General features: G+C 45.1%; 9 protein-coding genes. All 9 read left to right on the top strand.

The genetic code is table 11. The features are described 5' to 3' along the window. The first annotated feature begins 597 nt into the window (after positions 1-597). Entirely contained in the window at positions 598-4,146 is a 3,549-nt protein-coding gene (locus IM638_07745) for a hypothetical protein (GenBank protein MCA6362916.1), read from the top strand. Between the two features lie 123 nt (positions 4,147-4,269). Continuing rightward, positions 4,270-6,540: a hypothetical protein gene (locus tag IM638_07740; protein ID MCA6362915.1), complete on the top strand. Its 2,271-nt coding sequence runs from the start codon at positions 4,270-4,272 to the stop codon at positions 6,538-6,540. Positions 6,541-6,560: 20 nt separating this feature from the next. Beyond that, entirely contained in the window at positions 6,561-7,352 is a 792-nt protein-coding gene (locus tag IM638_07735; protein MCA6362914.1) for a hypothetical protein, read from the top strand. Positions 7,353-7,412: 60 nt separating this feature from the next. Beyond that, on the top strand, positions 7,413-8,330 hold the full coding sequence (locus IM638_07730; protein ID MCA6362913.1) for a hypothetical protein: 918 nt from the start codon (positions 7,413-7,415) through the stop codon (positions 8,328-8,330). Next, entirely contained in the window at positions 8,323-9,678 is a 1,356-nt protein-coding gene (locus IM638_07725) for an ATP-binding protein (protein ID MCA6362912.1), read from the top strand. The genes IM638_07730 and IM638_07725 overlap by 8 nt, the downstream gene beginning before the upstream one ends. A gap of 5 nt (positions 9,679-9,683) precedes the next feature. After that, entirely contained in the window at positions 9,684-10,328 is a 645-nt protein-coding gene (locus IM638_07720; protein ID MCA6362911.1) for a hypothetical protein, read from the top strand. Positions 10,329-10,353: 25 nt separating this feature from the next. After that, entirely contained in the window at positions 10,354-13,824 is a 3,471-nt protein-coding gene (locus IM638_07715; protein MCA6362910.1) for a hypothetical protein, read from the top strand. Between the two features lie 217 nt (positions 13,825-14,041). Further along, complete coding sequence (locus tag IM638_07710; protein MCA6362909.1) at positions 14,042-15,064, top strand: hypothetical protein; 1,023 nt, start codon at positions 14,042-14,044, stop codon at positions 15,062-15,064. Between the two features lie 12 nt (positions 15,065-15,076). Beyond that, positions 15,077-16,789, top strand: coding sequence for a DUF4157 domain-containing protein (locus IM638_07705; protein ID MCA6362908.1), 1,713 nt, complete (start codon positions 15,077-15,079; stop codon positions 16,787-16,789). Positions 16,790-16,794 lie beyond the last annotated feature (5 nt).

Raw genomic sequence — 16,794 nt, 5'->3', positions numbered from 1 at the left:
GTGTTTGATCGTTTTTGTCCGTCAGATCAGGTTTGGAAAATCAATACGCTTACGCTTGATTTTGGTACGATCGAATACGACTCGTTGGAAGAACATTTGGAAAAGCATGTAATTGAAATGCTTGAGCAAAAAATTACTGAATTGCTTCTCCATAAAAATACAGGCAACGGCGAGTCCATTCAGATTGACGATTTACAAACATCAGTTCTTGATTTACTTGAGACGTTTTTGTTGACCGGTTTTTTGCGTTTACCCGAGCAATTGAAAAAAACATCGGCAGAATCATTATTATATACCCAACTCGAAGAAAATAGCCGTGAGCTTGTAAGGTTGCTGAAACGAATTGGTAAGAACCGTGAGCAGGTTTCGCGCCGGCTCGCGCTTCAGTTCAGCGATTCTCTGATTATTCAAATTGTGGCCCGTATTGAGCCCGGACATCATGAAGCGATTGTGTCTTTTGTACAGGAAATCAGGCAGGCACAGGAACAGCAATCAGTTGTGGCTACCGGCTCTGACGAGTTCAGAAAAACGGTTTGGTTTACCGTATTGAGTTATTTGCTCATGGAGCGCGGTTCTGTGTTTAACCGCTACTCATTTATGAAGAGTTCGCTGCGTAGCATGGCCAACCATTATCATGTGGAATATGCCAGTTTGCTCCTGCTTATTTCTCAGGCTGCACAGGCTGTTCCTACAACGACTTCAAATCGTACTGCTTTTTTGGATACGCTCAACAGGCTGCTTGATGAGTTAAATAACACATTTGCTCCTGTTCAGACGGAAATTTCGTCCGAGCAACCGGCCCGAATGCTTGAAGACTTGTTTGGCGAAGAAGCCGGACCGGTTTCGCAGCGCAGAAAGGAATTTACCGATCTGATACTGTTTATGGCGGAGAACGATTCGGATACCGCAGCATTCACACTCCGTACACTTTTTCGCCAGGGTAAGATTGATGAAACAAAAATCGGTTTGCTTGAGCGTTCGGCGCTTGAATCGGCGTTGGAAGTGTTGGCCGGTGCCAGCCGGCAACTCATATCGGAGAGTATTCGCTTTCTGGATTTTGCCATACAGCAAACACGAATTTCACTTGCGCCGGATTTTGTGATTTCACGTGCACTGATGTATCTGCTCGAAAAGGAAAATCAAAGTGCAGGAAGCCTTTTTTCCGCGCTCGTTGCTGAACTAGCCGGACAGGTGAAGGTTGACATGCGTCGTTTCATTTTCCTGCTGTATCATCTGGCTGAAAAAAATACATTCAGATCGGCCGAACTGGCCGGACTGCTTGATGAAGCTTCCGTGTTTGCCGGAAGTGAATTACTAAATCATAAACCTGCAGGTACGCTTTCTGAAACAGGTTTTCATACACTACTCCGTTTCCTGAAGAAATCCGATTTGCTGGACTTTACTTCAGGACATGCTGTATTACCAGTAAAATGGCTGCTAAGTAATCCGCTGGAAGCCTTTGAAACGGTTACGCCTAAGAACAGGGGAGAGGTTGCTGAAAAAATTGCCCGATCCCTTTCATGCAAAGAAATACATCAGCTTGCTGTTCATGCGTCATCAGATCTTGCTCAGCGAATTATACTAGTGGCCATTCAGCTTGAAGCGAAAGATTTAGAAAAACCATACGCTGCGCTGGCTCGACGGCTTCTGCTCTTCTTCAGACAACTTGCAGTTAAGACTATTTTTTTACCGTTAAATTTTAGCGGAACTTCTGATTTCGCGTATCGCTTACGTCGGTTTCTTATTACAGCTTCCCTGCAAAATCGCCTCGAAACCATTGCTTTAACGGAAGTTCTGGCTTCGCTTTGTGAAGAACCGGAACGAGCCATGCTGCATTCGCTTGCGTTGCATCTGCAAAGTAGAGCCCAGTTGCATGTTAGCCGTTTAGCCGATCTTAATACTATTCTTCAACATCCTGAACAGGCATTTACCGCTGCGCCCGATGTAGCACGCGCTGTATTACGTGACGCTATGTCTGATGAGGTTTTTATACGGTTCAGAAAACAAAACAGTCAGTCACGTACCCGTTTATTGCGCGCAGTACACAGCGGCAGCCAGATGCTATTTGAGGAGTTTTTGCCAAAACTTTTGAAATGGATTAAGCAGGAGAATCCTGCAGTACCGCTGAGTTTTCTGGATGCAAAGCTTAACGATATATTCTGGAGCATATTGCTTGGGCAGACTTCAGCCAAACAAAGCAAACAAGCATTGATCTGCGAAATGGTTCGGGCTTCGGTTTTTCTTTTCCCGGAAACTGTAAAGAGCAGCCAACTTCCCGAATATTTTTTCAGGTATTTTTCAATGGAAGAGTTGAGGCGTTTGTTCCCGTTGGCGACTAAACCGGAAATGATCAAGATGAAGGTGAAATCCGAATCGCGATCACTTATTCAGCTTGAATTGCTCACGTTGCATAAGCTCCCCGGGCCGGTTGAGCGTATTTCTGTTCCGGAGTTAGTCCGCTTGCTCAGGGATTGTATTATTACTAAATCTCATGAGGTTACGGTTCAGCAAAAAGTAATTGATTTTGCTTCGCTGTTTCGTTTAGCGATGCAAAAGCAACCGTCTCAGCTGCGCGCGCTCTTGAATGAAATTGCTCAGGGAGAAGTATCAAGACGGTTTATATCCGAACATATTTCTCTTGAAGAGTTTCTGATGTGGATGCATCCGTTGTTTGTTTCACGTGCAGCTCAACTTGCAGAGACCTTTCGATTTCTTTCACTTCTTGCTGCCCGGTTGTCACCTGCTGTTTCGGCACAACTTGTGTCGAATTATTGGACACTGGTGTTTGATCTGCTCCGGGGAAGTCAGCCTGGTGCCGATGAAATTGAAAAGACATTGAAAGCATGCATTGCGCAGCTTTTACGTGAAGGAGGTACTGATACTGAAACAATTTATGTTGAAATCCGCCGCCGGCAGCCAACACTTTCGCCTATGCTGAATAAGTGCATTGCATCCGTTTATCCTGCCCTGGTAACGTCCGACAAGATACACGAAACAGATACGGCAGAAAGTCTGCTTGAAGAAGCCGCAAGCCGGAACCTGCTTTCCTGCTGGGTACGTAATCTTGTAGCTGAAGGGGAAATTCCGCATTGGGCGGGTGCCGCAGGTGCTACAGAAAACGAACAGTTGCTTGTGCAGATTGTAAAACGGTATCCGGCTGAATTTTATCGCGCATTGCACGGTCAAAAATACACTATTGATAAATTGGAGACTCTGGCAGACAAGTTACCGTTAAAGTATCTGCTCGAAGGCATGTCTGCCTTGTATCCGGAACGTGAAAGTTACTTCGAGCAGTTGCTTGCCGCTTTTCATTTGCTTGGTAAGACGAATGTACAGGGAATTACGGCATCGAAGTTACAGCACGTTTTTTATGGTCTTATTCTTCACGCCTTTATTTCCGGCAATCTCCGGATAATTTCATCTGATCGTATCTGGCAGGAATTCTTTTGGGAACTCATTACCCGGCAGGGATTGAAACATACGTGGATTGTAAGCGGGCTCATGGTGCATCGTTTGCTTTTCCCGCCCGTGTTGCGAATTGCGCTCGAAAAAATGGCTGCAACCAATCATGCAACAACATCAAATGCGAAACAGCCACAGCCCGCACTCAGGTTGCCTTACGATAAAACACAGTCCACTCCAGCCAGTAGCCCCGTTCGAAATGCCGGACTTGTGTTACTGAATTCATATCTCGGAATGTTGTTCAGTCGTCTTGGTCTTACCGCAAGTGATCACTTTGTTGGTAAAATGCAGCAGGAGCAGGCTATTCATTACTCACAATATGTGGTTTCCGGTCTTACGCGAACGGACGAAACAGATCTTTTGCTGAATAAGGTGCTTTGCGGATGGCCTGTACACGAACCGGTTACAGACGGCATCGAAATTTCGGAAGAAAACAGAAAGCTGATTGATAGTTTGATCCGTGCCGCAGTTTCACATTGGCCTGTAATCGGAACCACGTCGGTTGAAGGATTTCGGGGCAATTGGCTTGTGCGCGACGGGCTGCTTACTCAGTATGCTGATAAATGGGAACTCACAGTAGAAAAGCGACCATACGATGTGTTGCTTAATAAAGCCCCGTATTCATTTTCAATTATTCGTTTTCCATGGATGGAATTTCCTGTTCATGTGAAATGGAATTATTAACTCAAAAAAACCGATATGTCATACCAGCATCATCTGAAGAAAATGGACAGTAGTTGAAGAACTTTTGTCAGCAAAAATATTACCCACATAATTAATTGAGTACTCAAATCAAATTTATCAAGCATGAACACGTATAACGACAATCTGCACAATTCAATTGTCTCGTCGCTTTCCACGCAGGAAGTGAACAAGAAGACAATCCACGGGCAGGCCATCGCATCTATGTTCACACTTTTCCATGCGCAGGGAGCAACCATTGACGCATCGGATAAGCTCAAACATGCACGGCTTGACCTCGACCTGAAGAAAAGAATAAACGATTACACAGTTTCGGCATCCAATATTTCTACCAATATGCTGAGCTCCGCCACACAGGCAACCTCCTCCATGAAGCAGTCGATCAGCAATACTGCTGTTGCTGCGGCTAATGTGCAGGTGGCTACTGATGCAATTGTGCGGCTTTCGCGCGATATGGGCGGAGTATATAGCATTGTAAATGCTGCCGATTTCGATTCCGATATCTATAAGCTGACAGCTGATGCACACCACCATATCGGTGAAACAGCCTATCACGCCGAAACGATGTCTGATCATTCCATGCAGTCATCAATTGATACTGCAGAGGTGGTTACTCAGGCTATTCTCGATAAAGCCAAAAATTCAAATACCAGCCTGAGTAATTTTCTGTCCACTTCAACCGGCGATTTTAATGCTGCATCACAGAACGTTTTGCAGGATACACTCGATGTAGCCGCTGCCAGCGTAATTGAACAACAGGCAGAAGGAAATTTCTCGGATGTGGATATTGAATATAAGGGTGCTGTGAAGGCATATTATTCAGTGAACCAGAAACTCAATCTTGATCTTGGGGTTACCTGGCTTGGCGGAAATAATGAGCCCACCGATTTGAATCCTGATACCAGCCGTAAAATTTCCTTCAATCCGATCCGTAATCCGTTCTGGTGGGATATTTATACCCACAATTCAACGGTAACACATGAAGTTAAAGATCCGGATGTTTCTCCGGTGAAGAATTACTACATCATGCTGGCCAAAGATCAGGCGAAATTTACTTTTTCGCTGGTTAATGCTGAAAATATCCTCACCAACGGATCGAAAAGTCAGTATGTGCTGTTACCGTCGTCTTTTGCAGATAACGCAAATTTGCCGCTGGCTTCCAACAGTTCAGCCAGTTCTGCTTCCAGTTCCAGTTCAGGATCTAGTTCACCGTCATCTTCAGCAATCAGCTACACGGTTGTACAGAACCCTTACGGAGCGATTGAAGTGGATATTGATTTCTTTCAGGCAGGCGGATCCCCGATGATTGATACTGACGGCGATCCGGTGGCCATGGGCACTAATTATGTAGTGTTCATTGTTGCAGTGTACAAGGAAGCATACAAAAAGCGGATCAATGTATTTGAAGATTATCTCTCGGCTTTCTCACCCACCTTCGCATTGACGAACCAGTTGCAGGCTGCTGATATTACGACGTACAACATTGCTCCGTCAAATTCTTCTTCTTCGTCTTCGTCCAGCAATTCCTCCACCTCTTCGTCTTCACGTACACGAGCATCGCGCAGACGCGAGCTGGAAGCAGCGGCTCCTGATAAGCCATTAACAGACACCAGTGCCACGCAGCCCTATTCATTTACATTCACGGTGAGTGAATTTCAGCAATACAGTGTGGATTACCGGTTGATGTTTTTGCCGGTAAACGGGTTTGTAAAGAGCGGCATGATGGATCAGACAGATATCCGGAATCTGGAGCAGCAGATTGCTGAATCAATGAAAATTGCTGCCCAGTATGATCCGATGATCGATCGCCTGGAAGATCAGCTTGCCGTGCCGGGTATCTCTGCACAGGATGCTGCAAACCTGCAGGCTGAAATTACCAAACTCAACAAACAACGTGATGCCGCGTTGAGGAATCTGATCGGCACCAATCTGTTAACATCGGGTAGATACGGGGCGTTCCCCAAAACGGCATTTGACGTGGGTTACGTATTCAATCTCACTATTGCAGAACAGGTAAGTGCGGGCAATTATCTTTCAGTGTTATCTACTCCGCTTGCTCCTGATAGCAGTTCTTCTTCATCTTCTTCCGATTCCAGTTCAAGTTCCGCTGTTGTTCCGGCAAGTATGTCCACGTTCTCCTATTCACTCGGTTTTGGTGAAGGAACTACAGATATATTCGGGAATCTTTTGGAAAAGGGACAGTCTTACATGCCCGTAATTCTTTCCATGAATAATGATTCCGGAAGCGAGGAGAATGCAAACGTATTCAATAGCGCCTGGACAGGTAAAATGGATACCCGCACATTTACCATTACCAACGAAGGTATTACCATTAATCCGGTTCCTGTTGAACCCGGTGCAGAAGCAGCCCAATAATCATCTAATTCCATACAGCTATGTCAATAACAACACCTAGAAGACGCTATGGAGTGACCGAAAAGAAAAAATCGGAACTCGACAACCTCACACTGCAGGTGCTTGAGGCGCAGCAACAAGTCGATCAGTTTCAGTCGATTGTTGTTTCTTACACTTCCAAACTCGCCAATTTTCAGACCCGGCTTGCTGAGGCTGATACCAACCGGACAAATGCACTGAATAATGTGAATAGTCTGAATCAGGTTATTCAGAATTTTTCTGATTTGCAAACCAATTCGTTTAACGCATTTAATGCATCGGTAGAGGCGAACATCAAAACAACCCGTGTGGCAGATAACATTGCGAAAGTGATGAATAAACTGATTTACTCGGTTGAACTGATCAACAAGCTGGCAGTTAATGTAGCTCGTAAAAAAGCATTAAATCCGCTGGTTTCTGATGATCTGGTGAGTGCGCTCAATAAATTGGGCAGCGATGCAAATAACACCATTGCATTGTGCATGACGGCCATGCAGTCGGTGTTTACTGCGCAGGCATCCAGTATTGAAGCAGAGGCCTCGTTTGCACTTGAATACTTTCAGGCAAACGGCACCTATCAGTACATTCTGGGGCAACAGAGCGATGGTCTCAAAACCGCCGTGCAAAATTGTTTTGATTATTGGGATAATCACTACTGGGAATTGTACAACGCCACCAATATGGTACAAAACCAGTTGAACCAAAGCCAGATCGATCTCGCACAGGCTACGCTCACGCTGCAATCGCTGCAGGCCGGACTGGCAGCCGGAAATGCAGCCGCGCTGGCTTCCTGATCCATTTTCCAGCCACCGTCCCGAAAATTCAATCGGGACGGTGGCTAAAACCAGTTAGCTATGGATAGTGTTTACCAGAATTTTTTCAGAGGCTGTTATCAGCGTACCGGAGGTTTTGTGCCTTCGGGTGTGCTTGGCGTTACGGTTTTTCCCGGCGATTTCTTTCAATTGCGCAACGGCGAATTTATCCTGCTTGGAAATATTTTCAAAGCCGGCCTTGTGCTACGTGAAGATGTCGATTTCGGATATGCAATCGGGCAAAATCCGGTAATGTGGAACTTCAGTGAGGGCGTTTCAAAATCGTATTCTGGCCGGGGAAGCGGTCATCATCCGGTGGACGGAAATTTTCAGTTCAGTCGCCAGATCATCAGTTTTGCCGATGCAGGCAGTTATCTGTTCAAGTCGGGTTTGCCGGAGTCTGTGAAAATGCTCAATTGGAGCGAGCTTCAAAATGCACTCATCATCAAACTCACGCAAACTGTTTATTCATTCAGGCAACTTTATGTGGTGACTGAGACAGTTGCGGCGGCTGACTGGACATTGGCAATTAGTGGTGCGCACAAAGGAGAACTTGAAATTGCCACGGATGTGGAAAATTTCGGACTGACGGAAATTTTCGGCATGGAGCAATCGTACACGGTACAAACGAAGGGGATTGAATATTACAACCGGGAAACGGGTAAAATTCCTTCGTTCTTCCGCGCAAAAAAACTGGTTGTTCAGGACGAACCACTGGATGTGTTCATTGGTGAGCTGATCATGCAAATGACCGATCGTCACAGTTGGGCTGCTGATTATTTCGATTTTCAGTTCACTCCATCAAACCGGGGCAATGCACCGGTGCCGATGCAGGCTCAGGCCAGTTTGCTCGATATGATGCAGGCCAATCAGTTGAATCCCAATACCGCCCTGCGTTATTTCAAATGGGCTGATTTTTCGCTCGATGATCTTGCTAAACTATTTGTAAGGCATGAATAATCCGGAGTACATACTCACCTTGCAAGCCGAAACAGACTGGCTGGAAGCTGTGATCAATCAGGTCATCCGAACCTATCTTGTGCAGGAAGGCCATGAGATGAACTGGTATGATTTACCCCTGCCTGATCTGGACGATGATGAATCGCCTTATGCGCAGACAGTGAGAAAGTATCAGCTCGACCGGTTTGGCAGGCTGGCACTTGTGCTGGCAATGGCTCCTCATTTTAAACCCGAAGTACTTGATATTTTCTTTGGGAAAAATCAGTTGTATGATCGCGGGTTTACGGAGTTCGGAGGTGTTCTCGATAAATCGCACAGCGGATTTGTCCCTACCGGGCAAACACTTGTTTTCCTCATTGCCGGCAATACACCTGAATGGAGAACCCATGCTATGCAACTGCTTAATCATTCGAACGAGTTGTATCAGCACGCTATTTTGCAAATACCCGATCACGAAGCAAATCTTACCGAAACTTCTGGCATTTTATTGCTTGATCGAAGTTGGTATCACTATTTTCTTACCGGCCGGCATGTTGCACCCGAGAACAGCGATTCTTTTCCCGCGCAGAAAATAACTACGCGTCTTAATTGGGATGATGTGGTACTCGATCCGCGAACGATGGAACAGGTTTCTGAAATACAAACCTGGCTTGAACACGGTGATACAATTCTGAACGAATGGGGATTAAACCGACATCTCAAACCCGGTTACCGTTCCTTGTTCTATGGGCCGCCGGGTACAGGGAAAACACTCACAGCGTCTCTGCTCGGTAAAGCTTCCGGACGCGATGTGTTTCGGATCGATTTGTCGATGCTGGTTTCAAAATACATTGGTGAAACCGAAAAAAACCTGGCTAAGGTTTTTGATATTGCAGCGCATAAACAGTGGATACTATTCTTCGATGAAGCTGATGCATTGTTCGGGAAAAGAACAGCAGCAAATTCTAGTAACGATCGTTTCGCGAATCAGCAAACAGCATACCTGCTGCAACGCATCGAAGATTTTCCGGGAACAATAATTCTCGCCACTAACCTCGACTCCAATATGGATGAGGCATTTACCCGAAGATTTCAGTCAATCATTTACTTCGGTATGCCCGATGCCGAAGAACGCCTCAGGCTCTGGAAAAATGCATTTTCAGGTCACTTCCGGCTTGATAACGAAGCCGACTTATTGCCAATTTCTGAAGAGTTTGAACTGGCCGGCGGATCAATCATTAATGTACTCCGTTTTTGTGCAATTACAGCTGCAAAATCAGGAAATACAACCATTTCACGCACTCAGCTGATTGACGGGATCAGAAAGGAAATGAATAAGAGTCACAAAACATTGGTAAGCTTTCCCTGAACTGCATGAGAGATATCGAAAAAATATTTTTTGAAGAAGTTTCGCCGAAATATGATCCGTATGCCCGGCTTGGAAATGTAATGTTGCGTATCGGTTCGTGGAAAAAATTATTCACCGTGGCTGATGTAAAGTCGATGATCGCACGTGGATTAAACAATACCCTTCATCAAAGAGAGTTCAGAAATGTACTGGTTGGATATCTTATCACAGACTCCAGGCTTTTTCTTGTCTTCGATTTACCACAGTGTGATGTGGATTCTTTTATGCAAATATTTATCAATGAACTGAAACCGATTATTAAAGCATTTTTTCTTGTTCAGATCTCTCATTCGCATGAACCACTTGGGTTTGATGAGGGACGTACACATGCCAGTCTGAACAAAGATCTTTTCGAAGAGTTGCCTTCGATGAATTATTTGCTCATTTATCTGCTTGCAGGGCGTGTAATTAAACTACCCTACACAGATCCACGATTGACACGCTTGCAACACACACTCGATAAGGAACCTTTTTGCTCACGTATAGATTATTCCGGAGCCAAAGGGCCGGTAAAAGTGAAACTGTATAAACCTCCGGTGAAAGTTGTGCTGATCGAAGAAAAAGAAGAGGTAAGAAAACCCCGCCGGCGTCGCCCCAACCGGCCACAATAAACCTAGAACCTGTTAAGCTATACCGATGCATTCAACACACGCACATAAGCCGAATACAACTGTACCTGATTTTCAGACACAGGATTCTGATACTGTGCAGCAGAAGAGCTCGGGATTTTTTTTCGAAGATAATAGGCAGACTAATGCTGGCCGATCCCAAGTAGCAGAAGGAGCATCTGCTGTACAGTTAAAACAAGCTTCAGTTCCGGATACTGATTCAGGCAGCAATCATGCTGATTTTTCTGAAGAAAGTGCATCCATGCAACAGCCCTCAGGTTATTTATCTGATCATCGTTTAACCGGAGTCGTTCAACGGGTTATAGGTCCAGGAGGGATGTTAAATCGTGGGAAAAAGGTTATCCGGAAAGATGGGAAAAAGTTTGTTATTCTGAATGATCACGTATTTCGCGGTCAACTCGAATATCTGCTTGGAGACGATGATGGGAACGAATTCTATGTTCAGGCTGATAATCCTGCGTATGACCTTTTTGATCCTACACGTCCACCGGCGCATAATAAACAACGTGTTGAGTCGTCAGATGAAGCTGATGAACTCGACAACTCAGACGGATTTTCGGGAGAAGATGTACATGATTCCGAAAATGGTACTTCATCAGAAGATAGCGAGTTATCAGATGATGATTTAGAAAAGGGGAAGGACAAAGCCGGCTCCTCAGCTCCGGTATATGTGAAGAAGGAATGGGATAAAGCATCGGCCTTGAAGCGTTTGAGTGAAAGTAAACCTACTGAACCGATTCCGGAAGAGGAACTTGCTGATTTGAATGAATGGTTCAATACACATCTTTCTTTGTTTAATCGTCGTGAATCGGCTGGGTTTAGAAAAGCTATTGGTAAAGCGAAAGAAGATAGCAGCCAGTATTTTGCCACAATCAGTTCGGTTCGTCCTGCTCCTTCGCGGAAAAGGAAGAATAAAGGTGAAAAAGCAGCAGTGAATACATTTGATAATGTGGCTGACTCAGAACTGAGCGATGATGAATCAGAGCCGGATACACGATTGAAGAAATATCCTGCAGTAATGGGAGCTGTTTCGGGCCGGTCACATGTATATGGTATTGACGATAATGCCAGATTCCATTATCTGGTAACCGGCTTACCTTATGCTGATACCTATCTCATGCTTTTCAAAAACGGAAGGCTTGTGCCGAGGAGTATTAACGGGCAGGCAAACATCCGCGCAATTCGCAAACGTATGCGTGATGTATGGGGAAAAATTAAACCATCGTTAGTAATTAGGGATAATTTATTTGCACAATTAAAGAAATTGAATGATGAAGTCAATTCAAAGAATTTGAAAGGGGAGAAATTGATTGCATGTATTACTGAGCGTGATCGAGTTTATAAGGAATTACAGCAGTTATTATCAACGTCAATCAGACCTCATGTAGAGGGAATTCTTTTTGGCAGCAGTTCCAATGCCGGAGCTACACCAGAAGAAATTGAGAAAACACAATCGGCCGCCAAAGCACGTGAAAGTATTAAGGCCGATTTATTAAAGGAAAAGATTCCAACAGCTGCTTCTGAACTCATTGGCGGAGCTGTTCCTAAAGGACTCACTACCGGATTCAATACGTCAACCCACGCCGAACAAACTACAATTAGTTCTGTCGGTTGGGTGAATCTCATTAATCGACTGGTTGCCTCAATTAAAAAAAATAAAAACACCCCGGAACAAATTCTTCATTCTTCTGTCAATCGACTGCAGCTTACACTTAACCGTTCAACTTGTGTAGGATGTGCACGCGAACTTACCGCTGAACTTATACGTTTTTGGATTGAGGTGAGTAAAGCTTTAGGGCTCAGAAGCTGGCGTGAGGCACAGTATATGTTTGAACGATATGTTAGTTTCAGAATTAATTTTCCGGCTATTTATGAAAACGACGCTGAGAAACAATCTGATTATAAGAACCTGAAACGCATCATTTCCGGCTTGCGCGACGCCGGATGGACGGTAGTAATTACCACCGGAGTAAATGCCAGCGAGTCCAGCAATCAGCAAAATCAGGCAGCAAGATTGCTTGTGGACAGTTTCACGGCAGTTCCCAGATTTTATGTTGAAGGCTGGGATGCCAATATTACAGGTTTCAATACTCCTCCCTCGTTAACCGCAGTTATCGGAAAAAACGAGCAGATAACAGTAAATGGTATTCGATACCATCTAACCAAAAGCGGCAACGCATTTACCCGGACAGATGATGAACAGGTAAGTCTGAAAGATGCGAGTGGCATTAAATTTAATCAGGTGGGCGTTCAACGAGCCACGGCCGTGAAACCCAAACCCGGTGGTGATTCTTCCGATGACGATAGTTCTGAAGGTACACACAGCAGCTCTGATGACTCTTCTTTAAGCAGTAGTGAATCAGAGAATGATGACTGGCGGCATGAACCTCATTATGCTTATCCTACCGGACGCATTGAACATATTTTAAACAGCTGTTACATCGCTGCAATCGTACATTTATTCGCCAGCCATAATCAGTTACTGCAACTTTTTGACCGTGATGTTCCGCTTGAAGATGACCCGCTTGTGGATATTAACCTTCGCCGGCAGGATCAGGCACGGGGTATGGCAATTCAGCAAAATAGCAGAATCGGACAACTTGCAACCCGTTTGCGAAAGCCAGATGCGAAGATCAGTAAGTATGATATTAATTATGTAATGACTTTTCTCGGGCAGGTCGGACAAATCTTACCCGCAAATGAAGTGATAGTTCCGGTAAAGGCACTCGAAAGTTCTGCAAAGGCAAAAGCCGAAAAATTAGTTGCCGAAACAACGCCGGTATCTGTATCTTCTTCAACCAGTTCAACAAGCAAGAAAGTAGAGCCAATGGTTGTTGATGTGTCAACAAAACCGGCCAGTTGGGGTGTACAGCAGGATGCCGCTGAAGTGCTTACTCGTTTATTGCAGTATCTCAGGCCCGATAACAACATTACCATCGGGCAGAATAGCCACCTCGGGGCAGCACACGACAATAGTTTCGGCCCGTCAGACCATAATATAAATGAAACTACGCTGCAGCTCGAAATCAATAGTGATGCGATAACTAGTATTCCCGATGCCTTACGTCATTATTCAAGGGTAGAGCCGGATGTTGATTACCGGCAGAAGCGGGTAACCAAACAAGTAAGATTCAACAGATTGCCCAACGTTCTCATTATTAACCTGAAGCGTTTTTTACAAACACCCCAGGGACGAATTAAACTTAATAAAGCAGTCACAGCACCGCTGTTGCTCACCATTCCGCCTGTATGTCTTACCGGAGTACTTGCAGGGCAGAATATACGCTACCGGCTCATTCATTTCAGCAGCCATGAAGGAAAGGGATTTGGCGGTGGTCATTATACATCGTTTGTGCGAAGTAATGCTGATAGCTGGCACAAGCATGATGATATTCACGGAAGAAGTGTACCGGATCATGAAACGTTTACGCAAGCGAAAAATACCAGTTACATCTATGTCTATGAATTAGTGCCCTGAGAAATTATTTGCACACAGCATACAAAGAACAACGCCAAATTCCAAAAAGTAAACACAATGAATACATCGCCAATTCATCGCCCTGATAACAGGCCTGATCATGAGCAGAGCCCTTCCCGAAAGCCTGCTCAGCTGGCCTCGCTTTCGTCGTGTTTAAATCGATAAAATAATACCATGTAAGATGATCAGGCCATATATATCGCAAACGAGAAATACAATGCAACTGGCAGCATTGCATACTGGTAAAAGCAGCGCATCACTTACCGATAACCGGACAGCATCCAACGCGCTTCGTAACCTGTTTCAGGCAAAATGGGATCAGGTAAGTATGGAGAAAAGTATAGGAAGTGCAAGGTCTGTATCCGATGGAACGCCTGTGCAACTGGTATCATACACGAATTTATGGACCACAGAAAAAAGTAAATACCAGTCTGGTAAAGTAGGAAGTGAAAGATTGGATGGTGATGCGGAATGGCTTGCTATTGTGAGATTTTGTAAAGATGTGGTCAAAAATTCAACCGATACGGTTAACGATGTGATTGCAAAAGCAGAACAAAAAAAGGGCGTTTCATTTGCCAATTGGAAAGGAAGCCAGTCAACCGGAACCGGCCAGGAAGCACAGCATCTGGTTTCTGCATCATACGCTACAAAAATACTTCGATGGCCTTATGAATTTATTAACAGCGAGGACAACGGAAAAATGCTTCTGGCTGGCAGAGGAGGAACGCAGGTAAACACAAATCCACAGTACACAACCGCAAAACAGCAAAGCGGAAAACAGCCTGCTCGCGGACTTTTTCATATTGTCAAGGGCGTGGCCCACAATGCTTACGACAAACATCTGAAAGCTTATGTAACCCAGTATTACCAGCAGCATGGATTAACTATCGGACAGGATATTCCCTATGTTCATAAGAAAGCGATTACGGATTACCTGCGTGCAAAACACAAGGAGTTTGATGGTGTCCCAAATCCCAATAGTCTTGGTGTAGATAATTTAGATCTGACAACACCTGTTGCAATAAAGCAAGCACCGCTGGCGGCCAAACCTGTTAAAACAAACAGCCCAACGGTTCCTGCTTCCGTTGGCGTGTTAGGAGGTGCCGCCGGTTTGGCTGCAGGACTCAAATTGGCAACCCTTGCCGGATACGGTGCATTGGGAGCAACCGCGCTGGCTACCGGCGGTACAGTGTTGGGTGGGTTGGCCGCTTATTATCTGACCAAAAAATTAATCGGATAACACTTTTATCTCATGGAAAAACATTCAACTATCCATAAATCAGCAAGTTCATATTTGCCTGTTCAGCAACAGGTATCATCGCATGCGGCAGCACTCAGCGATAACCGGCCTGCATCTGTGGCGCAACGGAAAAAAAGTGAATCAGCGCCGCCATCAGCTGAGCAGCCGGTTCAGCGCAAGCCCAACAATACCGGTCTGCCCGACCAGCTCAAAACCGGTATCGAAAACTTATCCGGGCATTCGATGGATGATGTGCAGGTGCATTTTAACTCTTCGCAACCCGCACAGTTGAATGCGCATGCCTATGCACAGGGCAATCAGATCCATCTGGCGCCCGGGCAGGAAAAACATTTGCCGCATGAGGCCTGGCATGTGGTGCAGCAAAAACAGGGGCGTGTGAAACCTACCATGCAGATGAAAGGGAAGGTGAATGTGAACGATGATCATGCGCTGGAGAAAGAAGCGGATGTTATGGGAAAACAGGCATTGCAGAGAAAAGTCACAGATAGCGATACACCCAATGTTCCGATTCAGACAAACTCAAATCAAACACAAAATCCGGTTCAGCGTAAAGTAGGGTTTGAGTATGAAATAGGTAGTATTGATGTGGAAAAGCGAACCGGTTTTTTCGGGGGAAACTGGATAGCGTATAATAAAGGCGATGTTATTTTGCGCAAAAAAGGATATTCCATTACGGCTGATATTGATCCTGTGGGAGGAACACATGTCGAATTTATTCTTGATCCCATCAATGAACACAGTCCGCAAGACCTGCAGAAGATGCTTATTGCCACTCAGAATATTGTGTTGGATATTCAGGCACTCACCGCACCTCCTGTGAACAACTGGAAACAAGCCAATACAATAGCCCGAATCAATGGATACAATTGGACACGCTTTCTGAGTGTAACGGGTTATCCAGCTACAATAGGCCAGCTGCAGATGACAGGAGGTGTGAGAATAGATAAATTGTATCAGGTAACCAGCGGCTCGGCATTAGGCCGTGAAGCGCCCAATTGGTTTCATGGAGCTGGTCCACTTCAGCCACAGCATTATAAAGAGTACGCCAGAAACTATGAAGCTACCGACCCGTTTGGAAATGTAAGTCAGCCTATTTATCAGCATGCGATCCAGAGTGTGCGTAATCATTATCATTTTCTTACCGGTCCTGAAAAGAAAGCGGTTGCCAGCGTAATAAGTATTCTGGTTCAGCTACCCCTGCATGGTCATAACGCCTTGCCGGGGGCAGTGGGTTTGTTGCAGGCACGCACCGACTATTCCAAAATCATCTTCACGCTTGAAGAGTATTTAAATCAAAACAGGATACTCAGTTTGGGGTATAACCGCTTCCGAGCAGCAGTAATTCAAACACTCAACCCTTACATTCCCGGAGTGAATGCGGGAACACCGGTTTTTTCACCGGCATTTGTAATTCAAGGACAACAGTTTCATCAGGTTAGCATAGGTCAGTGGTTAAGAAACATGATGCCTTCTGATGGTTACATTTTCCGCAGATCGCAGGGCAAAGACTTAATTACCAGCAAGCATTTTCCGGGCACTCCGCAGCAAAAGAAAGAACTGCGCGCATTTGGTGGTTTCGGAAGTAAAACGGATCCGGGCGACAGACCTGTATTTGAATGGAGAGGAATACGGCAGTTTCATCCAAACGAATTGCTGCTGGTTGTAGCTGGAATGGTGAAGTATTTACGAAAAATTAATAAATAAATACA

Source organism: Bacteroidota bacterium, assembly GCA_020402865.1.
Classification (GTDB): Bacteria; Bacteroidota; Bacteroidia; order Palsa-965; family Palsa-965.
This window is presented reverse-complemented; position numbering and strand designations above follow the sequence as displayed.